Here is a 23523-nt window from a genome sequence, read left to right on the forward strand (position 1 = left end):
CCCAAGGAGGGGTATATTTGTATAAGTTTAAAGTGGTCAAGATAGATAAATTGACTTTTGTTATACGCTTACATTAAAAAACTATGTTAGAATTAGGAATAGGTATGTTTGGTGATCTTCAGATAGATCCTAAAACAGGTCAAATACAATCCACACAACAACGTCTTCAAGAAATAATTGAGGAAATCAAATTGATGGATGAGGTGGGCCTTGATTTTTTTGGTATGGGTGAACATCACCGACCAGATTATGCTGTAGCCTCTCCTGAAATAATTCTTGCTGCAGCCGCAACCGTAACAAAAAATATTAAATTGGGTTCAGCGGTATCGGTTTTAAGCTCAACAGATCCTGTAAAACTATATCAGGATTTCGCTACTGTAGATCTTATATCAGGCGGACGAGCGGAAATAATGGCGGGTCGTGGATCTTTTATAGAGTCGTTTCCTCTTTTTGGTTATGATCTGAAGGACTATAGTGAATTGTTCGAAGAAAAATTAGAACTATTACTCAAAATAAAGAAAAACAAGTCCATTAACTGGACCGGAAAATTTAGAAAATCGCTAATAAATCAGGAAATCCATCCAAGAGCAACAGAAAATGGATTGCCTATATGGGTTGCTGTAGGTGGCACGACATCTTCAGTAATCAGAGCAGGAAAACTCGGTTTGCCGGTTATGTTCGCCATCATAGGTGGTGCTTGGGAACAGTTTACACCACTATTTGAAATGTACAAACAGGCTTATGAAGATAATGGACATGATATGGAAAAATTTCAAGTAGGTGTACATATGCACGCCTTCTTTGGAGAAGACAGTAAAGCCGTCGCTGAAAAATACTATCCTATATATGGAGCACAAATGAATAGAATAGGAGCTTCCAGAGGCTGGCCACCGTATCAAAAATCGCAGTATGACTTTGGCCGTTCGGCCCATGGACATCTCATTGTAGGAGATGCAAATGAGTCTATAGATAAGATTTTGGCTGTAAAGGAAGCTTTCGGTTTAACGCGATTCTCCGCTCATACTGATGTGGGAAGTCCGGACCATAAAGACATGATGAAAGCCATCGAAATATACGGAACGAAAATAGCCCCAAAAATAAGAGAGGCTACCAAATAACTAAAAAGGCGCTTAATGTATTGTTAAGCGCCTTTTTAGTTATAATATGTCGGTCAATTATGGAATAGTACCTGTTTGTGCATCTATCTGAAAACCCTAAAACTAAAAAACGATATTTAGGGTTTAGCTATTTGTCAAACTAAATAATAAGAAGATGAACAAGATAACATTCCTACTCGCTCTATTAAGCTTAACAGGTGTTTTAGCATGTGGGCAGGGCTCTAAAGAGGTGTCAATGGAAAGCAGCGCTGACGAAGCAACAGCTTATGACTTAAAAACAGTAGATGCGGCTGCTACAACCGCGATGCCCTTAAAAAGCGAAGCAACAGAATTAGAAACAGAGAAACTAGAAGCAGAAAAACTAAACCAAGGAAAAAAAATAATACGAACCGGAAATATATCGATAGAATCTAAGGACCTCAAAAAAAGCAAAACAGCAATCGATGCCCTTGTAAAAAAAGCTAATGGCTACTATGAGCAGGAAAGTACCACCACAGGGACGACTTATACAAACTATAACCTAACCCTACGGATTCCCTCCTCTCAATTTGACACCTTTCTCGAGGGAATAGAGAAAAGTAATGATAAAATAACGGAAAAATCTATTCATGCTCAAGATGTATCCCTTGAGTACTATGACCTGGAATCAAGGATAAAAAGTAAAAGAATATATCTAGCTCGGTATCAAAATATGGTAGCGAATGCAAAAAACGTAAAGGAACTATTAGAAATAGAGGAACAAATAAGACAATTGCAAGAGGAGATAGAGAGTACAGAAAGTGCCCTAAGAGCAATGAAGGATCAAGTGAGCTATAGTACACTTGTGTTAAACCTCTATAACTCGGACTCTATAATTGCCTATAGTGACAGTGGCTTTTGGCTAAAAACGAAGGAAGCTTTTGGTTTCGGCTGGGAACTTATAGAAAATATTTTTATTGGTGCAATTGGTATCTGGCCTATTCTACTATTGTTGCTCGGTACATTTATAGGTTGGCGGAGATATAAAAAACATAAAAGAACTAAATAAAAAAGGGGCAAAACGTGCCCCTTTTTTTATTGAATGATCACCCTTATTTAAGAGCTGTCAGATCCAACGCTTTAAATGCTGCTGTCAATTCATCCAGGGAATAACCTCTGCCTTCAAGTTTTGCCACAAAACGTTTGTTATATATCCATTGTATCTCTGAATTCTTCACCCCTTGATCACTATGCTCCTTAACCATCGTTTTCGTACCATTAATGTCCATGGTTTTCTCAAACCCCGTATCTGTTATCTCTTCCTTATCGGTCATCATTCCCATAAACATAAGCGAAACAATACTAGATCCACCTTCCCCTGCTCCATCCATAATATCAATCACCATACTCTTAGACTGATCTTCATTTTTATATTCCGCTTTACCACTTGCTAAGTTGAGTGCACTCATCTCTCCCACTTGGAGAGAAGTACGCTTTAATCCCTGAAAAGTATCCGGTAATACCTTTTTAAAAACATCATTGGAAATGGGACTCATGGCTTTTAACTCGTTCATACGAGATTCAAGTTCCTTGGTATATTCTTCCAATTTGCTTAATCCTTTTATAGCTTCAGCAGATTCACTTACTTGCTCTAGTACGCCTTTTTCTTTGTTTCCTTCTTCCTGCTTTGCACTATTACCACCACAGGAATAGGTTAACCCGGCCCCTATCAGTGAAGCCAACATAATGTTCTTTATTTTCATTTTTATAGATTGTTTGACAATGATATGTACTCTAAGCTGAAAAGAACACAAAACTGCCTCCCCCGCTTCGTGTTTTTTTCCATCAAAAAGCATACCCTAAAAACCAAAATAGTCAAAACAATCTAATAAGTTTAAACTATTTAGTATCAATAGGTAATAGAATTATGATTTTAAAAACATAGTTCCTAATTTTGGTACTATGGTCACACAATCAACTGCAGGAATCAGTATATCTGTAGAATGCGTATATCAACCGGAATACTCTAACGCAGACAACATGCATTTTATGTTTGCGTATCGTATCACCATAGAGAATACCTCCGACTATACTGCTCAGCTAGTAAGCAGACATTGGGATATATTTGATTCTATAGGTGAACATAAACAAGTGGATGGTGATGGTATAGTAGGCGAACAACCCATCCTCCAACCGGGGGAATCACACCAGTACGTATCAGGATGCAATCTAAAAAGCGAATTGGGCTATATGAAGGGTTACTATACAATGATACGGGAAATAGATGGTCAACTGTTTCAGGTAGAAATACCAAAATTTAATCTCATAGCTTCTTTCAGGCTGAACTAACAGCTTTTTGTAAAAACTACTCTATACCATTCTTTTTCTAATCTGCAAGAGATAATTTGCTTACTTTTGTGCTTGGATAGATATGCCTACAGTCGAAAGACTATAATGCTGTAATCCAAAGTTATAGGTAAAGCAAATTCAGCTTCCCTAAGTAAATTACAAACTATTGATTACTAAATGATTACAACTTAATCTAATAATCATCCGGCGTACTGGGCCACGACTTTTCATAAAGGATCCCAAGAACAGTCCGATTCAGATAGTAGATTTTTTATAGTACGATAATAAAATAATTAGGAAAACGTGAGTATACTCAGTACAGAACAAGTTGGTCACTCTTTTAATGACAAATGGTTATTTAAAGAGTTGCATTTTGGCTTGCAAAAAGGCGATCGCATAGCTCTGGTCGGAATAAATGGGACAGGCAAATCTACTTTATTAAAATTACTGGCAGAAGTCTTTCCTCCAGAGGAAGGCAAAATTGTAAAAGAAAAAGGAATCCGAATAGGGTATTTGCCTCAAGAACCTGATTTTTCAGGTTTGAACACAATCAATGACTTTATTTACAGTGCAGACAACGAGCAACAGCAATTGATCAAACAGTATGAAGAACTTATAGACTCTCCTACTGTAGACGAACACAAGCTGGCAATGATCACCGACCAATTGACAGCACTCAATGCCTGGGAGTATGAATACAATATAAAAACTATTTTAAACAGGTTACAGATTTCGAATTTTGACCAAAAGATAGATAGCCTTTCTGGAGGACAGAAGAAAAGACTATCCCTAGCCAAGCTTCTTATCGACGAACCTGATGTATATATATTGGACGAGCCGACCAACCATTTGGATATTGAAACTATCGAATGGCTAGAAAAACTGCTAACAACAGGTCAGAAAACTGTTCTTACAGTTTCTCACGACAGATACTTTTTAGATAATATCTGTACAGAGATACGTGAACTGGATAAAGCTAAAGTGCACCTATATAAAGGAAACTATGCCTACTTCTTAGAAAAGAAAGCAGAAAGAGAATATAACGATGCCATACAGGCCGAAAAAGCACGCAATCTATTAAGGAGAGAACTCGAATGGATGCGTAGACAACCCCAAGCTCGAGGCACCAAATCAAAATCACGAATAGATGCCTACTATGCTTTAGAAGAGAAATCAAAGGGACCTAGAGCACATGACAAAGTAGAGCTCAGCGTTAAAGTATCCCGTCAAGGATCGAAAATACTTGAATTAAACAATGTCTCCAAATCATTTGATGGACATACATTTATAGACAACTTCTCCTATATATTTAAAAAAGGAGATAGAATTGGGCTAGCTGGCAAGAATGGCACAGGAAAAAGTACCTTTCTAAATTTACTAACGGGAACCCTCCCTCCTGACGCAGGGACTGTAGATATCGGAGAAACAACCAAATTCGGATACTACAGACAGGGTGGATTAAATTTCGATAGTGGAGACCGTGTACTAGATATAGTAAAGAATGTAGCGGAATATATAAAAATGGCTAACGGAGATACGCTAACAGCCTCCCAACTACTAACTCTTTTTCTCTTTCCTCCAGAAAAACAATTCGGAATGGTAAGTAAATTGAGTGGTGGAGAAAAGAAACGTCTGCAGTTGATGCGTGTACTCATGGCCAACCCTAATTTCTTAATACTAGATGAACCTTCCAACGACCTAGATATAGACACCTTAAATGTACTGGAAGATTTCCTAATCAACTATCCTGGAATATTAATATTGGTATCGCACGATAGATACTTAATAGATAAACTCACAGAGCAACTCTTTATCTTTGATGGAGCTGGAGACGTAACCATATACAATGGAAACTACGCAGACTATAAAGCAGAGCAAGAGTTAAAATTAAAAGAAGAAAAATCTACAGATAAAACCCCTAAAGACTCCCCTACTACTACAAGTCAAAGCAATAAAAAGAAACTTAGTTTCAAAGAGCAATTTGAATACAACACAATAGAAAAAGAAATAGAAGTCTTAGAAAAAAGTATAATCGAAAAAACAGATTTACTAAACAACACCACAGAACACGAAGCGTTAACTGAAATATCAAACGAGATACAAAACTTACAAAAAGAACTCGATAAAAAATCAGATCGCTGGATAGAATTATCAGAATACATTTAAACTGTTTCACGTGGAACATAAAAAAACAAACACCTGTTCCACGTGAAACATCACTAATTAATATGTTTAATAAATATAACGTAATAGTTGTTGGCGCTGGCCACGCAGGTTGTGAAGCAGCAGCAGCAGCAGCAAATCTCGGGTCCTCTACCCTGTTAATCACGATGAATATGGGGGTGATAGCTCAAATGAGTTGCAATCCTGCAATAGGTGGAGTAGCAAAAGGCCAAATCGTAAGAGAAATAGATGCGATGGGTGGATACACGGGTATCATCGCTGACAAGTCCACGATTCAATTCCGAATGCTCAACAAATCCAAAGGACCAGCGATGTGGAGTCCAAGAACCCAAAATGACCGTATGCGTTTTGCAGAGGAATGGAGATTACAACTCGAAGCTATTCCAAATCTGGATATGTGGCAGGATACGGTCAAAGAAGTAATTGTAGAAAATGGCACTGCTAAAGGTGTGATAACTTCGCTAGGTATACGTATAGAAGCCGACGCTGTCATACTAACAAATGGAACTTTCTTAAATGGTCTGATACATATTGGTGACAAGAAATTTGGTGGTGGCCGTACCGGCGAAAAATCTGCAACAGGACTGACAGAACAACTGGTTTCACTAGGATTCGAATCAGGGAGAATGAAAACAGGAACTCCCCCACGCATAGACGGAAGAAGTTTAAACTATGCACTCATGGAAGAACAATGGGGTGATGAAGAAAAAGGACGATTCTCTTTTACAGATGTTCCATTACCTACAGAACAACGTTGCTGCTGGATAACCTACACGAACGACAAAGTACACGAAATACTCAAAACCGGATTTGAAAAATCTCCAATGTTTACTGGTCGAATCAAAGGCCTAGGACCAAGATACTGTCCATCCATAGAAGATAAAATAAATAGATTTGCTGAACGAGATAGGCACCAAATCTTCGTAGAGCCAGAAGGATTTCAAACTGTTGAGATATATGTAAACGGTTTTTCAACTTCACTACCGGAGGATGTACAGCAAAAAGCATTACGACTTATACCTGGTTTTGAAAATGCAAAAATGTACAGACCTGGATATGCAATAGAATACGACTACTTCCCTCCTATGCAACTGGATCTAACCCTAGAAACATTGAAGGTAAAAAATCTATTCTTCGCAGGTCAAATAAACGGAACAACAGGTTACGAAGAAGCCGGAGCGCAAGGTTTTGTAGCAGGAGTAAATGCGCACCAAAAGATAAATGATCTGCATGAACTTATTCTAAAAAGATCAGAATCCTATATAGGTGTACTAATAGATGACCTAGTAACAAAAGGTACGGAAGAGCCGTACCGTATGTTTACCTCCAGAGCTGAACACCGTTTACTACTGAGACAAGATAACGCGGACATCAGGCTCACTCCTATCGCACATAAACTAGGACTCGTATCTGACGAAAGACTACAGAAAGTACAGGAGAAAATAGACAACTCCGATAAGCTCGTCAACTATATGAAACAAGCTGCTGTAAGTCCAGAAGAAATGAATGGAATATTAACGCGAGAAAATTCTAGTCCGCTGAATCAGAAAAGTAAAATGTTTGCTGTACTTACACGTCCACAAATTAATATCCAACACCTAGCAGAAGCAAATACAGACTTCGACGTACTGTTGCAACAATACGATAAGGAAACAATCGAGCAGGCAGAAATAAAAGTAAAATACGATAGCTACTTCGAAAAAGAAATAGAGATCGTAAATAAGATGAAAAAAATGGAGGATAAAGAAATTAATCCTAATTTTGACTATTCTTCATTAACTTCGCTATCGATAGAAGCACGCGAAAAGTTACTCAAGGTAAAACCTCGAACACTTGGACAAGCTTCACGAATATCTGGGGTATCACCTTCTGATATTAGCGTTTTAATGGTTCACATGAGTTAATTGATTATATATCAACAGGTTATATAATATAAAATAGACTTAAAATAAAGCGATATAAGAGATTATCTATAATTTTATGATACTAGAGTCCACTAAAGATAATATTGCGTCAAAACGCCTTAAAATACGTTTAATTCAAAAATTGATAATAATAGGCTTTATATCTCTTATATCGCTCACTTTTTTTCGATGTGCAAACATGCAGCGTCCTACCGGCGGACCAAAAGATTCGCTTCCACCAAAAATATTAAACGAGTCGCCAGCAAACTTTACTAGAAATTTCACTGCTAAAGAAATCGTTCTGACAATGGATGAATATATCAAACTGAACAATCAGTTTAAAGAATTCAGCATATCACCAGACGTGGACAAGCAACCTGAATATAAAGTGAAGAAAAAAAACCTACATATACTTCTCCCCGATTCACTGGAAAAGAATACAACCTATACCATCAACTTCGGTAAAGGTCTGGTAGATTATAATGAAGGGAATCCTATTGTAAACTATACCTATGTTTTTTCGACAGGTCCTGAACTTGACTCTTTAAAAATAACAGGATCGGTAAAAAATGCCTATACTAAAGTATTTGATGAAAAAATAGATAAAGATGTAAAGGTACTGCTCATCCCTACCCGACAGGATTCTATATTTGGTAAACGAAAAGCTAACATATTTACCATAGTGGATTCTTCAGGAAATTTCACTTTTAGAAACTTGAGAGAGGACACCTATCGAATATATGCATTAAAAGAGCAAAACAACGACAGGATTTACAATAATCCGGAAGAAGCCATTGGTTTTATAGGAGATAGCATAGTGCTCGATAAAAATGTAGAAAATATTAAAATAGAATACTCTGTAGGGAAACCGACCAAATTCAGAACGATTGAAAAGAAAATTGAAAAAAATAGTAGAATACTGTTCACCTTTAATCAGCCTATTGATTCAGCTCGCCTCCGGATAATGGAACCTAATATAGCTATCGCTGATCAACAAATCCGATTCTCGAATTACAATGATTCTTCTTTCGTATTTCTAAGAAATGTGGACTTTGATTCCATTAAATTCGAGCTGAGTGATAAAGATAAAATACTGGATACAATACTCTTACGAAGATCAAAAAATGAAAAATACGAACGATTTATAGAGCCTGTTATTAACATAGGGAATAAGGTCGACAAGATTAAACATCTTACCATAACGAGTCTCTTCCCGATTAAAAATATAGATAAAGCTAAAGTAATCCTGATGGAAGATAGTACGTCAAGACGTAACTTTCAACTGCAACAGGATAGTCTTAACCAGAATTTATACCATATACGCTACAATTGGAAAGCCAATAAAAACTATGAATTGGTATTAGAAGAAAAGGCCATATTAAGCCCATTTGATGATTTTAACAAAGAGTTTAAAACTAAATTTACTTTGGACGAATCAGAGAACTATGGTGATATTAAATTCAAAATAAGCGGAATAGAGCCTGATATCCAATATATAGTACAGCTTACCGACGAAAAAAGGGAAAAAATATTTGACAGTAGAATAGTTGTCAATGTGAATGAAGTTGCTTACGTAAAGTATCCAGGAGGAAAATACATATTGCGTGTCATAAAGGACCTAAATAAAAACCAACGATGGGATGGTGCTGACGTCTATAATAAAATACAGGCTGAACCGATCTGGTACTTAGACAAACCGTTTACAATACGTGCGAATTGGGAGCAAAATGAAAATATAGTGCTACAATTTGAATAAAAATCAGTTTTTAGAGCAGCGTCTTTATCATTTAAACCAAGAGGCGTACATCACGTAATTGTGTGGAAGATTCTGCAATAGAGACAGTTGGTCTTCTGTCAATGGCTTGACTTTCTTTGCCGGAACACCAGCATAAAGAAAGCCTGATTCACAGATCATATTTTCTAAAACTACTGCGCCTGCTGCAATGATTACATTGCTTTGTATATGCGCTCTGTCCATTACAATAGCTCCCATACCAATAAGTACGTGACTATCTATGGTACAACCGTGGACTATTGCATTATGTCCTATATTAACGTAAGTACCTATATCGGTTCCATTTCGTTCGTAGGTACCGTGAATAGTTACATTATCCTGAATATTGGAATAATCTCCTATTTTAATATAATTTACGTCACCACGTACTACCGCATTAAACCAAACGGAACAGTGGTTTCCAACTGTTACATCACCCACGATTGTACAATTAGGCGCAAGATAGGTATCATCACCTATAAATGGAAAGCTCTCTTTAACTGGGAGAATTGTAGCCATAATCTATAAAATTGTATCTTCCAACTGCTCTGCATGTTGAAGATAATCTGTTGTAAAATGTAATCCCCTACTCTCTTTTCTATTCATGGCCGATTTGACCACCAAATAAGCCACTTGTATAACATTCCGAAGCTCACAAAGTTTAACAGATAAACGCGTCCTTTTATAAAAAGATTCAGTTTCTTCATGCAATAACCCTAAACGACGCATAGCTCGATCAAGACGAAAATCGGAACGAACAATACCTACGTAATCACTCATAAATTTTTGTGTCTCACGCAAATTGTGAGTTACCAAAATATCTTCATTAGATAGTTTGGTATTCGAATCGTCCCAATCCGGAACTGATTCTTGATAAGTCAGGGAGGCAAACTTGGCTTCTGCATCCAAAAATATGCGATGCGCATACACAGCAGCTTCTAATAAAGAATTGGAAGCCAACCTATTAGCTCCATGAAGACCTGTAGATGCACATTCTCCACAAGCGTACAGGTTGGCTATTGAACTAGCACCAAACTCGTCTACAAGTATGCCTCCACACAAATAATGAGCTGCTGGAGTAACAGGTATAAAATCCTTGGTCATATCCAATCCGATCGAAAGGCACTTCTCATAGATATTTGGAAAATGAGAAAGCAAATCGGCCTTATTGCGATGCGTAATATCTAAATAAACAAAATCTAGCCCAGATCGCTTCATCTCGCTATCTATAGCCCGAGCGACTATATCTCTTGGAGCAAGCGAACCACGCTCGTCATACTCCTCCATAAAGGATTCGCCATTGCATCTCCTTAAAATACCTCCAAAACCGCGCACGGCCTCAGAAATTAAAAAAGCAGGGTATTCACTCGGGTTGTATAAAGCTGTCGGATGAAACTGTATAAACTCCATGTTCCTAACCTTTCCTTTGGCCCTATATACCATAGCAATACCATCTCCGGTAGCAATAGTTGGATTTGTCGTACTCGAATACACATGCCCAGCTCCTCCTGTAGCCATCAAAGTGACCTTTGCGAGGAACTTTTCCACATTGTTAGTAAAAGTGTTGAAAGCGTAAATACCGTAGCAAGCGGTGTCTGTAGACTTCTTATCCACATGTTTTCCTAAATGATGCTGTGTAATGAGATCTACCGCAAAATAATGCGTTAGAATCTCTATATTCGGTTCCTGATGAATCTTCTCAAGTAACGCACGTTCAATCTCATAGCCCGTAATATCCTTATAATGAAGGATTCTATGCGCAGAATGACCTCCTTCTTTCGCTAAATCGTAACTACCTGAATCTTCTCTGTCAAACGAAGTCCCATAAGCTATCAGCTCTTCTATACGGGCAGGCCCCTCTTTGATCACGTTTTCCACAACCTGTGGATTACAAAGTCCATCCCCTGCAATCAGGGTATCCTGTATATGTTTTTCGAAGCTATCTGTATGATCTGTAACGACTGCTACGCCTCCTTGAGCGTACTTTGTATTGGACTCATCTTCATTAGACTTAGTGACTATCAATACTTTACCTAACTTAGCTGCTTTCAACGCAAAACTCAACCCTGCAATACCCGAGCCTACTATTAAAAAGTCAACTTTTCTCTCCGACATATTAAAAACTTAAATCTAGAACCTTTATACGTTAACAAATTAACAAAATATGTGGAAAACGTGTAAACAAATAGTGAATTAAATTGTAAAACTTTTTATTATTCCACAATCGCCTATAAATACACACATCCTGACCTCAATAATTCTACAAATATGAAGCAGATATTAACAAATTGTAAACATAAATCAATTCACATCTGAATATGGAAAAAATAAAAGCATAAAAATTACTCGATTGAAAATCAAGCGATATCTCAATAGATCCTGTGGATAACTTGTGGATAAAACAGCACTATCTCAAAAATAAAATAAAATTTACCTCACTTATCCCCATTTTCCACAGACTAATAAACAATAAGATTGATTTATATAAAATAGATTATTAATTATTGAAAAAAAGGAATGTGGATTTCGTTTGAATTTCTTTGTTTACTTTTGTGATGTTGATTTGGTTCCAATGATTGACAAATAAAGAAGAGAGATGAATATTACTTTTGAGAGAGACTTAGAAGCCAAAGGCTTTATCGATGTTGCTATTGATCCTAGTATTGATTTGGTCGATGAAATAAAGCGATTGAAGAAAGAAAAGAATGCTGTTATTCTAGCTCATTATTACCAAGAGTCTGAAATACAGGATTTAGCAGATTATATTGGGGATAGCTTAGGATTGTCACAACAAGCGGCTAAGACAGATGCCGATGTGATTGTATTTGCAGGTGTTCACTTTATGGCTGAGACAGCTAAAATACTGTCCCCCAGTAAAAAAGTACTTTTACCGGATTTGAAAGCAGGGTGTTCTCTATCGGATAGTTGTCCTCCACATTTGTTTGCGAAATTTAAAGAACAATATCCAGATCATCTGGTGATTACTTATGTGAATTGTACAGCTGAATTGAAGGCGCTATCGGATATTGTATGTACATCAAGTAATGCTGTACAGATTGTAGAGAGTTTGCCACGTGACCAAAAGATTATTTTTGGCCCTGATAAGAATTTGGGCGACTATGTAAAGAAAAAAACAGGTAGGGATTTGGTTTTATGGAATGGCGCATGTATGGTACATGAAATTTTTTCTCAGGAAAAGATAGAAAGATTGCGTGACGAAAATCCTGGAGCTAAATTTATAGCCCATCCAGAATGTGAAGAACATATTCTGAGTCAAGCTGATTATATCGGATCTACGTCAGGAATGTTAAAATTTACAATCGAAGATGCCAGTCAAACGTATATTGTAGCGACAGAATCGGGAATTTTACATCAGATGCAAAAGGCTAGTCCAGATAAAAAGTTTATTCCGGCTCCGCCAAATAATGCATGTGCCTGTAATGACTGTCCACACATGAAGCTAAATACATTGGAGAAATTGTACAATTGTCTTTATTATGAGCAACCTGAGATTATGCTGCCGGAAGATGTGATTGCTAGAGCTCAAAAACCTATCGAACGGATGTTGGAAATATCAGCTCAATTGGGATTATAATAGATAAATAATAGAAAATACGAGCAAAAATATGTTTGATAATATAGATAAAACAAATATTAGTGAGTTAGGAGAATTCGGTTTAATCGATCATCTGACACAAGCTGTGGAATTAACAGAGTCTTCAACCGTGAAAGGAATCGGGGATGACGCTGCTGTATTGGACTTTGCGAATAAGAAAACGCTGATTTCCACTGATCTTTTGCTCGAAGGAATTCATTTCGATTTGCGTTATGTTCCGCTAAAACACTTGGGATATAAAGCTGTACAAGTAAATTTGAGCGATATTTATGCCATGAACGGTATGGCTTCTCAGATTACGTTTTCCATCGGATTGTCTTCAAAATTTCCGTTGGAAGCGGTTGAAGAAATTTATGAAGGTGCCTTGATAGCTTGTAAGAAATTTAACGTTGACTTGATTGGTGGTGACACTTCTGCTTCGGCACAGGGATTGGTGATTTCAGTAACCAGTATTGGTTATGCGGAGGAAAGTGAAATAGCTTATCGATCAGGTGCTAAAGAAGGAGACTTAATCTGTGTATCGGGTGATTTAGGTGGGGCTTATGTGGGATTACAATTGTTAGAGCGTGAAAAACAGATTTATTTGGAAAATCCTAACATTCAGCCCGACCTGGAGGGAAAGGATTATATTATCGAGCGGCAGTTGAAACCTGAAGCCCGCAAAGACGTCGTTCAATTATTGGATGCGTTGCACGTGAAACCTCATGCTATGATCGATGTGTCGGATGGATTGGCTTCAGAAATATTGCACATTTGTAAAGCCTCAAATGTGGGATGTAAACTGTACGAGGATAAAATCCCTATTGATCCAATGACTTATGAGACTGCTCGAGAATTTGGATTGGATCCTACAGTATGCGCGTTGAGTGGTGGTGAAGATTATGAACTTCTATTTACAGTTCCACAATCTGACTACGATAAAATAAAAGGGCAATTGGATATTTCTGTTATAGGGTATGTAACGGAAGCAGCAGCAGGATGTGGTATGATATCGAAGTCAGGACATGTACACGAAATAAAAGCTCAAGGATGGAATGCTTTCAATAAATAGTTTGTTTTAAAGAAATAGTAAAAAATAGGACCTTTAGATTACGATATATATACTATTGTTGTTTATTTTGTTGCTTAAATTGCTAATTTTGCAATTATAATAGCCGAAAATAAACAATATGAGCAAAGCTTTATGGACACCATCGTCCGATTATATCAGTAAATCTGGACTTTTCCATTACCAACAGTTTTTAGAATCGGATAAAGGAAGAAAATTTTCTTCTTATCATGAACTGCATCAATGGTCAATTGACAATTTAGAGGAGTTTTGGTCCAGTTTACTTTTCTACTTTAACATATCGTATTCAGGTACTTATGAGAAAGGATTATCCTGGGATGATAGTGCTTCTGATTTCATTGGTACACAGTGGTTTGATGGTATAGAATTGAGCTATGCAGAGCATATTTTCAAACAAACTACTACGGAAAGACCCGCTCTTAAATTTGCTAGCGAATCTATCGGATATGAGGAAGTCTCGTGGAAAGAACTGGCAGAAATGGTCAGCCGAATTCAACAATTTCTTGTGGAAAAAGGTGTGGAAAAAGGTGATCGTGTCGCCGCTGTCTTAAATAACACGATCGAGTCTATTGCTATCTTTCTAGCTGTGAATTCGTTAGGTGCTATATGGTCATGTTGCTCTCCTGACTTTGGGGATGTGAGTATTTCAGAACGATTTACCCAAATAAAGCCAAAGGTATTATTTATAGAGACTTCCTACCAATATAACGAAAGGGTGTTTTCTAAGTTGGAAACATTGGAGCGGCTGAAATCGGATCTCGTGGATCTCGCAGCTATCGTACAGGTATATGAAGATGATTGGAAGAAAATTATATTCGATTATGTGCCAAAGCAATTAACTTTTGTACGTGTCCCTTTCTCGCATCCAATTTGGATACTATATTCTTCTGGTACAACAGGTAAGCCAAAAGCTATTACCCATAGTACGGGAGGAAATCTTCTGGAGCATTTTAAAGCTTTAGTATTACATCAAAATGTACAGGACGGAGAAAATTTTCTTTGGTACACAACAACAGGTTGGATGATGTGGAACTATGCATTGTCGTCGCTCTTATGTGGCGCTACCCTTTGCTTGTTTGATGGTATTATTAACCATAATAAACACCTTACTTTTTGGACATTTTTGAAAAGAGCGCAAGTAGATCATCTTGGAGCCGGAGCGGTTTATTTTACTTCATTAGAGGGAATAGAGATAGCTGATTATACACCGAAGGTTATTGGCTCTACGGGATCACCGTTGCCAATAGCTACGTTTGAAGATTTGCAAGGTAAATTTCCGGATGTACATATTGTTTCCTTGAGCGGAGGTACGGATGTTTGTTCGGCTTTTTTATCGGGTAGTCCGACGCTACCAGTATATGCCGGGATGTTACAGTGCCGAGCACTAGGAGCTGATATTGTGGCTTTTAATGATCAAGGGAAAGCTGTATATGATGAGGTAGGTGAATTGGTAATCCGCAAACCTATGCCCTCCATGCCACTTTATTTTTGGAACGATACGGAAAATAGGAAATATCATGAGAGTTATTTTGATCATTTTCCGTTAGTATGGAGCCATGGCGATTGGATAAAAATAAATGATGAAGGTGTAATAATCTACGGTAGATCGGATGCTACTTTGAATCGAGGTGGTGTGCGTATAGGTACTGCGGAAATCTATAATGCAGTAAATAGTCTACCACAGATAAAGGACAGTTTGGTAGTCTGTATAGACTATGATAATGGCTCTTCGTCGATGTTGCTATTTGTACAGACAGAAGATAAAAGCGATTTTAACGAGGATCTAAAGGATATGATAAAACGAACACTGAGGGGACAGTATAGTCCAAGACATGTGCCGGATTTCATTTACCCTGTTTCTGATATTCCTTATACACTGAGCGGTAAAAAACTAGAGCTTCCTATCAAAAAGATTTTTTCGGGAACAGAGGTTGCTAAAGTTGTTTCTACGGATATTATGCGTAATCCAGAATCTCTAGCTGGATATGTTTCTATTTATAATTCTATTTAGATTGTTAGGCTATTAAGGGTTGATTTTCAACCCTTAATAGCCTATTTTATTAGGTCTGTATAACACCTACATTATATTTTGGTATGTCGGGATTGTGGTTTGCTGCCTCAATGCCCATGCTGATAATTTTTCTGGTTTCTTTAGGATCTATAACACCATCTACCCAAAGTCGAGCAGCCGCGTAATAGGGACTTAACTGTTCATTATATTTTTGCTCTATTTCGGAAAGTAATTTATTTTTTTCATTTTCAGATAGCTGTACGCCCTTCCCTTTTAAGGTTGCTTCCTGAATCTGTAGTAGCGTTTTACCTGCTGAAGCGCCACTCATAACAGCCATTTGGGCAGTTGGCCAGGCGTATATCAATCTTGGGTCATAGGCTTTACCACACATCGCATAGTTGCCTGCCCCATAACTATTTCCGATTACGAAGGTAAATTTTGGTACCACGGAGTTGGCCATTGCATTTACCATCTTTGCTCCATCTTTTATGATTCCTCCCTGTTCCGATCTGGAACCTACCATAAATCCTGTTACATCCTGGAAGAAAACTAAAGGAACCTTCTGCTGATTGCAGTTCATGATGAATCTAGCCGATTTATCTGCAGAATCCGAATAGATGACCCCTCCCATCTGCATTTCTTGGGTACCTCCCGGTTTCTTCGCTTTAACGACTTCTCTTTGATTGGCAACTATACCTACTGCCCAGCCATCTATCCGGGCTAAGGCACAGATTATGGTCTTGCCATAATCTTTTTTATATTCTTCAAGGGAATCTTTATCTACTATAGAATCTAGTAACTGAAGCATATTATAGGGCTTGAGTCTGTCTTCGGGAAGATTTTTATAGACGGCATCTGTAGGTAACAAAGGTAATTGGGATTCTATTCTTGAAAATCCTGCTTTGGGTGTATCCCCAAACTTATCCACTATATTTTTGATGGCATCTAAACAGCTTTCATCATTTGGATATTTATTATCTGTTACGCCTGATATTTCAGAATGTGTAGTGGCACCTCCCAGACTTTCGTTATCGATTACTTCGCCTATTGAAGATCTAACAAGGTAAGAACCGGCTAGAAAAACAGAGCCTGTGCCCTCTACGATAAGTGCATAGTCTGACATAATAGGTAAATAAGCACCACCGGCCACGCAGGACCCCATAATGGCAGATATCTGTGGAATACCCATAGCAGAAATCTTTGCGTTGTTTCTGAAAATTCGACCGAAATGTTCTTTGTCTGGAAATATTTCATCTTGCATAGGAAGATATACGCCTGCTGAGTCCACTAAATAAATAATAGGCAGGTGGTTTTCCATTGCGATCTCTTGTGCTCTTAGGTTCTTTTTTCCTGTAATCGGAAACCATGCCCCTGCTTTTACGGTAGCATCATTGGAAACAATAATGCATAATCTTTTTTGTACGTAGCCCATGACAATGACTACACCTCCGTTCGGGCAGCCCCCATCATTGGGATACATATTCTCTCCTGCAAAAGCTCCTATTTCTGTATAAGGGCTATTGGGATCCAGTAAGTATTTTATACGTTCCCAAGCGGTAAGTTTTCCTTTTTCCTTGTGTTTTTGAATTTTGTCTAAACCGCCTCCTAAGTAAAGTTTTTCGGTTTTTTCTTTTAGTATTTCAAGAAGGTTTTCCATATGTTATGGATTATTAATTTAATATTTACAAAAGGTCGTTTGAATTATTTTTATAAATATCGTAAAATATTATTTGTTTTTTTTGATATTTGTAATAATAATTATAAACTGAATATAAACATAAGTAAAATTTCATTATGTATAATGCGAAGGATACCGAGCAAATGGTAATGATACGTGAGAGCGCACGTGAATTTGCAAAAACGCACATCAAACCTTTTGTGATGGAGTGGGATGAAAAGCAATATTTTCCTGTAGAGCTTTTTAAAAAAATGGGTGATTATGGTTTCATGGGAATTTTGGTTCCGGAAAAATATCATGGAGCGGGACTTACTTATCAGGAATACATAACTATATTGGATGAAATATCTAAGGTATGTGGTTCTATAGGTCTTTCTGTAGCTGCTCATAATTCGTTGTGTACAAATCATATTCTATCCTTTGCGAGTGAGGAACAAAAGGAAAAATATTTACCAAAATTAGCTACTGCCGAATGGATCGGTGCCTGGGGGCTGACAGAAACTGGATCGGGATCTGATGCAGGAGGAATGACAACTGTGGCTGTTCAAGATGGTGATTATTGGGTAATAAATGGTTCTAAAATTTTTATTACGCATGCAATAAGCGCAGATGTAGCCGTAGTTATTGTCCGTACGGGTGAGAAGGGGGATAAACATGGGATGACGGCTTTTATTATTGAAAAAGGAACACCTGGATTTACTGCAGGTAAGAAGATCGATAAATTGGGAATGCGGGCATCGGAGACAGCTAGTTTATTCTTTGATAATTGTAGAGTTCACAAAGATCAGGTAATAGGAGAAGTCGGTAATGGTTTTGTACAGGCACTAAAACTACTGGATGGAGGTCGTATTTCTATCGCCGCCTTGTCTTTGGGAATTGCGCGGGGTGCTTACGAATGTGCGTTGCAATATTCGAATGAGCGGGAACAGTTTAATCAGAAAATATTTGATTTTCAGGATGTTTCATTTAAATTAGCCGATATGGCAACCAAGATTGAAGCTTCGGAGCTATTAATCAGACAGGCTGGTTATTTGAAAGATACGAATCAAAAAGTGACGAAAGAAGGTGCTATGGCTAAGCTCTATGCATCAGAAGTAGCTGTCGAGGCTAGTAATGAATCCGTACAGATACATGGTGGCTATGGATTTACAAAGGATTTTCCTGCTGAAAAGTTCTTCCGCGATGCCAAGTTATGTACAATAGGTGAAGGAACTAGTGCAATACAGAAAATGGTAATCGCACGCGAAATAAGAAAAGATGTTAAATAGTTCAGAAATACAACTTATAGAATGTCCTAGAGATGCAATACAAGGTATAGGTGGTTTTATTCCTACGGAAAAAAAGATCACCTATATCAATGAGTTGTTAGCTTCCGGACTATTCGACTATATTGATTTTGGAAGCTTTGTCTCGCCAAAGGCTGTACCCCAACTGGCGGATACGGTTGAAGTATTGGAGGGATTGGAAAAGGGAAAGACGAAGTTGTTGGCAATAGTAGCGAATGAAAGGGGGGCACAAGCGGCTTCTGTATTGGAGAAGATTGATTACTTGGGATATCCATTTTCTATTTCGGAAACATTTCAGCAACGCAATGCTAACTCTTCTGTTGACGAGTCTTTTGAGCGCGTGAAAGGGATATGTGACCTGATACAAGGGAATAAGCAGGAACTTGTGGTCTATATCTCTATGGCATTTGGAAATCCTTATGGCGATCTATGGCATGAAGATTTAGTTATAGAATGGATGGATCGTCTAGCAAATCTAGGAATAAAACGTTTTTCTATAGCTGATACGACTTCGGAAGCTTCTGCAGATGCTATTTCTAGTTTGTATAGGCTAGTTGCAAAAGAATTCTCCAATGTTGATTTAAGCCTTCATTTGCATGCACGGGTTGAAGAGGCGTTATTAAAGGTTGAAGCAGGATATAATGCTGGATGTAGACGTTTTGAGGGGGCATTTTTAGGGTATGGTGGATGTCCATTTGCAAAGGATGATCTGGTAGGTAATATTCCGATGGAATTATTGTTGGATAGATTCGAAAAGGGAAACCTAGAGCAGCATGTAAAACTTATGGATGCATTTCAAACTATGATTACACATGGAGTTATATAAATATATCAAAGTTGAAATAGATCGTCATATATGTAAAGTAGTATTGGCCCGACCGGAGAAGCGAAATGCGTTTACTCCTACTATGGTCAATGAGATAAATCATGTATTTCAAAGAGTTAATGGAGATGATGCTATTAAAGTGGTACTCATCGAAGCTGAAGGACCTGTTTTTTGTGCAGGGATGGATTTAAAGACTTTTGAAGATGCAGGACAGGATGAAGTAAATCCCACCATTATAAATGAAAATATATCCTTGGGCGAGGTATTTGAGAGGTTGTATAAACCTTCGATAGCTATTGTGGAAGGAAATGTAATAGCGGGAGGTTTTTTGATCGCCTTGGGCTGTACTTATGTATTTGCTACTCCGGATGTCAAGTTTAGATTACCAGAGTTGGACCTTGGTATATTTCCGTTTCAGGTGATGGCTAGTTTATTGAAGATCATGTCCGAAAAACAGGTATTACAGTTATGTCTGGATACAGGGTATTTTGATTTTGAACGGGCTCGAAATCTAGGGCTTGTGGATGGTATTCTGGATAGGAAAGAATTAGATGTATTAATAGGAAGCTTCGAAAATAAATCTGTTCGTGCTCTGAAAGAAGGTATAAAGTCCTTACGAGCTATAAAATCAATTCCGGCAAAAGATCAGTTTACCTATCTGAAAGAGGTATTGGATAATCTGAAGAGAGGCTAATTAGCATCTGCCTCTTCAATGACTTGATCGATAGCATTTGGATCTTTCTTTTCTATAGAAAAGCTATTATACCCTGCTCCAATCTCTATCTCTAATAGTTTTTGTTGCAACATTTCTAATATAGCTAAGAAATTGAAAACAAACTGTACTCTATTCTCTGAGTGCTTGAGGATATGTTGGAAATCCAGTTTCTTATTCAGCTCAATGAGTTCAGCTATGGCTTTCTTTTGCTGTTCGATTGTATAAGGGAATTTGACAACGGTATGTGTAACAGGCATTACCCTGTGGGTAAAATGAAACATCATTTTTTCATATACCATCATCAGTTTATATAAATCGAAAGATGCGAGTTCTTCTTCGGTAGTCTGTCGCTGGGTGTGTTTTAGATCATAGGCAATATTGGCGCGATGGTGTAATTTTTCGCGGTCCGTTTCCAAAACTTTTAACGATTCGCAGACATCCTTGAATTGTTTATAGAGGATAAGTTTCTGAACAAGTTGTTCTTTTAGATCTACTTCATTTTCGTTTCCATCTAAATCAGGACGGGGAAGTAACATTTTTGCCTTGATGCGCATCAGTGTCGAGGCAACAAAAATAAATTCGGAAGCTAATTCTATATTTAAGGACTGCATCTTCTGGATATAATCCAAAAAGTCATCTGTAATTCTAGAAATAGGGATATCGTGGATGTTCAGTTCATCGCGTTCGATAAAGAACAATAAAAGGTCAAAAGGACCTTCAAATTGTTCCAGTTTTATTTCGTAGTTTGTAGCATCCATATACAATCTCAAAAATAGACATTTGAAAGTTAATATTTATGTTTTAGAAAAACATCTCTGGTATATTTAACGGACAAAACTAATTCTCTAAATAATTGTAGATAGTTTATGGAATTAATTGTTACTTTGTATCTTATTTTGAAATTTTTTTGGTATGCAGGTAGAAGCAGGAGCACTTTTAAAAGGAATTCAATTTCCGTCTGATTTACGTAATCTAAAAGATAGTGAATTGGAAGAAGTATGTAAAGAGCTCAGACAGTATATTATTGATATTGTTTCTGTCAATGGGGGGCACTTTGCGGCTAGCTTGGGCGTAGTCGAACTGACCGTAGCATTACATTATGTATTGAATACGCCTTATGACCAGATTATATTTGATGTGGGACATCAGGCTTATGGACATAAGATATTGACAGGTCGACGTGATTCTTTTCATACAAATCGCATTTTAGGCGGAATATCAGGATTTCCTAAACGTAGCGAGAGTGAATATGATGCTTTTGGGGTAGGACACTCTTCAACGTCTATTTCTGCAGCTTTAGGGATGGCCGTAGCGTCAGCCTATAAAGGGGAAACGGATAGACAGCACGTCGCTATAATAGGTGATGGGGCATTGACGGGAGGAATGGCTTTTGAAGCATTAAATCACGCTGGTATAGAGAAATCGAACCTACTGGTGATATTGAACGACAACTGTATGTCTATTGACCCCAATGTGGGGGCAATGAAGGAATACCTAACAAGTATTACGACTTCTAAAAGTTATAATAGATTCCGTGATGATCTTATTGCTGTATTGGCTAAGATTTCTAAGAATGGTCCTGACGCGTATGGATGGGCTAAAAAATTGGAGCAAAGTATTAAGGGGACATTATTAAAAAATTCTAATTTATTCGAATCACTTAATTTTAGGTATTTCGGGCCGGTTGATGGACATGATGTCAATAAGCTAGTGAAGACACTGGAAGATTTGAAGCATATCAATGGACCTAAGTTGTTACATGTAGTTACAATGAAGGGAAAAGGGTATTCTCTAGCGGAGAAAGATCAGACGAAGTGGCATGCTCCTGGTTTATTTGATAAAATAACCGGTGAAATTAAGAAGACCGCACATGATAAGCCTCAGCCACCTAAATATCAAGATGTATTTGGACATACCTTGGTTGAACTTGCTGAAAGTAACAGCCGGATTATGGGAATTACGCCGGCAATGCCGAGTGGATCATCCATGAACATTATGATGAATGCCATGCCAGATAGGGCATTCGATGTAGGGATCGCAGAACAACATGCTGTAACCTTTAGTGCAGGTTTGGCAACGCAGGGATTGGTGCCGTTTTGTAATATTTACTCTTCGTTTATGCAACGTGCCTATGATCAAGTGATACATGACGTAGCTTTACAAAATCTAAATGTCGTATTTTGTCTAGATAGAGCGGGATTGGTGGGAGCTGATGGCCCAACACATCACGGTGCATATGATATCGCATTTATGCGCTGTATTCCTAATATGACTATAGCAGCACCGATGAATGAAGAGGAGCTACGTAATATGATGTATACGGCCCAATTGGAGAATATGGGCCCATTTGTGATTCGATATCCTCGCGGATCGGGAGTAATGCCGGACTGGAAGCGTCCTTTTAGGGCGTTGGAGATAGGCAAAGGGCGTAAGCTTGTGGATGGTGAAGAAGTAGCTGTTATTAGTTTAGGACACGTAGGTAATGAGGTGTCAAAGGCTTTTCATATCTTGAACGAAGAGGGGATATATCCTGCTCATTATGATATTCGGTTTGTGAAACCAATTGACGAAAACCTACTACACGAAGTATTTAAAAAGTTCAAGAAAGTCATTACTATAGAAGATGGGGTACTGCCAGGAGGATTTGGCTCGGCTGTACTTGAATTTATGGCCGATCATAAGTATACTGCAGATCTTGTCCGATTAGGTATTCCGGATGAGATTGTAGATCATGGAGAACAGCCTGAACTGTGGAGATTGTGTAATTATGATGCAAATGCGGTGGTAGAAGTGTGTCGAAAACTAATGCAATCGCAACCAACAAAGACGATGGTCGGTTAATCTAAAACCGAAAGAAAAAAAATATTTTCAAAATTCATTAAGCCACAAGTATTTGTGGCTTATTTTTTGCTGTAAATATGGGAGAAAAGAACTAATTATTGAGGCGCAAAGTTTTCCACAATTTTCAACCTGCAATCCAATTTTTTTCAGAAAAAGCAATCTATTCTTGCTAACAGATCCCTGTGTGGAAAAGT

General features: G+C 37.8%; 18 protein-coding genes. 13 read left to right on the forward strand and 5 right to left on the reverse strand.

Translation table 11 applies throughout. The features are described from left to right. Nucleotides 1-83: 83 nt before the first annotated feature. On the forward strand, nt 84-1118 hold the full coding sequence (locus JKG64_RS22015; RefSeq protein ID WP_210356426.1) for an Atu2307/SP_0267 family LLM class monooxygenase: 1035 nt from the start codon (nt 84-86) through the stop codon (nt 1116-1118). A gap of 154 nt (nt 1119-1272) precedes the next feature. Further along, nucleotides 1273-2145 (forward strand): DUF4349 domain-containing protein, encoded by an 873-nt coding sequence (locus JKG64_RS22020; protein WP_210356427.1) that lies wholly within the window; start codon nt 1273-1275, stop codon nt 2143-2145. A gap of 43 nt (nt 2146-2188) precedes the next feature. On the opposite strand, the gene JKG64_RS22025 is transcribed toward JKG64_RS22020, so the two are convergent. Next, nucleotides 2189-2839 (reverse strand): hypothetical protein, encoded by a 651-nt coding sequence (locus JKG64_RS22025; RefSeq protein ID WP_210356428.1) that lies wholly within the window; start codon nt 2837-2839, stop codon nt 2189-2191. Nucleotides 2840-3038: 199 nt separating this feature from the next. Here JKG64_RS22025 and apaG point away from each other — a divergent pair, with 199 nt between their 5' ends. The 4 genes from apaG (at nt 3039) to JKG64_RS22045 (ending at nt 9269) form a co-directional block, all read left to right on the forward strand. Further along, nucleotides 3039-3425, forward strand: coding sequence for a Co2+/Mg2+ efflux protein ApaG (apaG, locus tag JKG64_RS22030; protein WP_210356429.1), 387 nt, complete (start codon nt 3039-3041; stop codon nt 3423-3425). Nucleotides 3426-3728: 303 nt separating this feature from the next. Beyond that, nucleotides 3729-5591, forward strand: a complete 1863-nt coding sequence (locus JKG64_RS22035; RefSeq protein WP_210356430.1) for an ABC-F family ATP-binding cassette domain-containing protein — start codon at nt 3729-3731, stop codon at nt 5589-5591. 62 nt (nt 5592-5653) lie between these two features. Continuing rightward, nucleotides 5654-7513: a tRNA uridine-5-carboxymethylaminomethyl(34) synthesis enzyme MnmG gene (gene mnmG, locus JKG64_RS22040; RefSeq protein ID WP_210356431.1), complete on the forward strand. Its 1860-nt coding sequence runs from the start codon at nt 5654-5656 to the stop codon at nt 7511-7513. A gap of 199 nt (nt 7514-7712) precedes the next feature. Continuing rightward, nucleotides 7713-9269 (forward strand): Ig-like domain-containing protein, encoded by a 1557-nt coding sequence (locus tag JKG64_RS22045; protein ID WP_246512763.1) that lies wholly within the window; start codon nt 7713-7715, stop codon nt 9267-9269. A 27-nt stretch (nt 9270-9296) separates the two neighbouring features. Here the strand turns inward: JKG64_RS22045 and JKG64_RS22050 are convergent, their stop codons facing one another. Both JKG64_RS22050 and nadB read right to left on the reverse strand, forming a co-directional pair. Next, nucleotides 9297-9806, reverse strand: coding sequence for a gamma carbonic anhydrase family protein (locus tag JKG64_RS22050; RefSeq protein WP_210356433.1), 510 nt, complete (start codon nt 9804-9806; stop codon nt 9297-9299). Nucleotides 9807-9809: 3 nt separating this feature from the next. Continuing rightward, nucleotides 9810-11402, reverse strand: coding sequence for an L-aspartate oxidase (gene nadB / locus JKG64_RS22055; RefSeq protein WP_021069599.1), 1593 nt, complete (start codon nt 11400-11402; stop codon nt 9810-9812). Nucleotides 11403-11883: 481 nt separating this feature from the next. On the opposite strand from nadB, the gene nadA reads away from it, so the two are divergent. The 3 genes from nadA (at nt 11884) to JKG64_RS22070 (ending at nt 15983) form a co-directional block, all read left to right on the forward strand. After that, nucleotides 11884-12882 (forward strand): quinolinate synthase NadA, encoded by a 999-nt coding sequence (nadA, locus tag JKG64_RS22060; RefSeq protein ID WP_021069598.1) that lies wholly within the window; start codon nt 11884-11886, stop codon nt 12880-12882. Between the two features lie 31 nt (nt 12883-12913). Continuing rightward, the gene (gene thiL / locus JKG64_RS22065; protein ID WP_021069597.1) at nt 12914-13954 is read left to right on the forward strand and encodes a thiamine-phosphate kinase; all 1041 of its coding nucleotides are present in this window, start codon (nt 12914-12916) and stop codon (nt 13952-13954) included. 118 nt (nt 13955-14072) lie between these two features. Next, nucleotides 14073-15983, forward strand: a complete 1911-nt coding sequence (locus JKG64_RS22070) for an acetoacetate--CoA ligase (protein WP_210356434.1) — start codon at nt 14073-14075, stop codon at nt 15981-15983. Nucleotides 15984-16032: 49 nt separating this feature from the next. On the opposite strand, the gene JKG64_RS22075 is transcribed toward JKG64_RS22070, so the two are convergent. Then, nucleotides 16033-17640, reverse strand: a complete 1608-nt coding sequence (locus tag JKG64_RS22075) for an acyl-CoA carboxylase subunit beta (protein ID WP_210356435.1) — start codon at nt 17638-17640, stop codon at nt 16033-16035. Nucleotides 17641-17777: 137 nt separating this feature from the next. Here JKG64_RS22075 and JKG64_RS22080 point away from each other — a divergent pair, with 137 nt between their 5' ends. From JKG64_RS22080 to JKG64_RS22090, 3 genes are read left to right on the forward strand one after another with little or no spacing between them, the layout of a single operon-like run. Then, the gene (locus tag JKG64_RS22080) at nt 17778-18929 is read left to right on the forward strand and encodes an acyl-CoA dehydrogenase family protein (RefSeq protein ID WP_021069594.1); all 1152 of its coding nucleotides are present in this window, start codon (nt 17778-17780) and stop codon (nt 18927-18929) included. Continuing rightward, nucleotides 18919-19773: a beta/alpha barrel domain-containing protein gene (locus JKG64_RS22085; protein ID WP_210356436.1), complete on the forward strand. Its 855-nt coding sequence runs from the start codon at nt 18919-18921 to the stop codon at nt 19771-19773. Before JKG64_RS22080 ends, JKG64_RS22085 begins: the two co-directional genes overlap by 11 nt. Then, a complete protein-coding gene (locus JKG64_RS22090; protein WP_210356437.1) occupies nt 19760-20467 on the forward strand; it encodes an enoyl-CoA hydratase/isomerase family protein in 708 nt (235 codons plus the stop codon). Before JKG64_RS22085 ends, JKG64_RS22090 begins: the two co-directional genes overlap by 14 nt. On the opposite strand, the gene JKG64_RS22095 is transcribed toward JKG64_RS22090, so the two are convergent. After that, a complete protein-coding gene (locus tag JKG64_RS22095) occupies nt 20464-21258 on the reverse strand; it encodes a segregation and condensation protein A (protein WP_394370183.1) in 795 nt (264 codons plus the stop codon). The genes JKG64_RS22090 and JKG64_RS22095 overlap by 4 nt on opposite strands. A 142-nt stretch (nt 21259-21400) precedes the next feature. On the opposite strand from JKG64_RS22095, the gene dxs reads away from it, so the two are divergent. Continuing rightward, nucleotides 21401-23329, forward strand: a complete 1929-nt coding sequence (dxs, locus tag JKG64_RS22100; RefSeq protein ID WP_210356438.1) for a 1-deoxy-D-xylulose-5-phosphate synthase — start codon at nt 21401-21403, stop codon at nt 23327-23329. Nucleotides 23330-23523: the final 194 nt, after the last annotated feature.

Source organism: Sphingobacterium tabacisoli (assembly GCF_017908035.1).
In the GTDB taxonomy this organism is placed as follows: Bacteria; Bacteroidota; Bacteroidia; order Sphingobacteriales; family Sphingobacteriaceae; genus Sphingobacterium; species Sphingobacterium tabacisoli.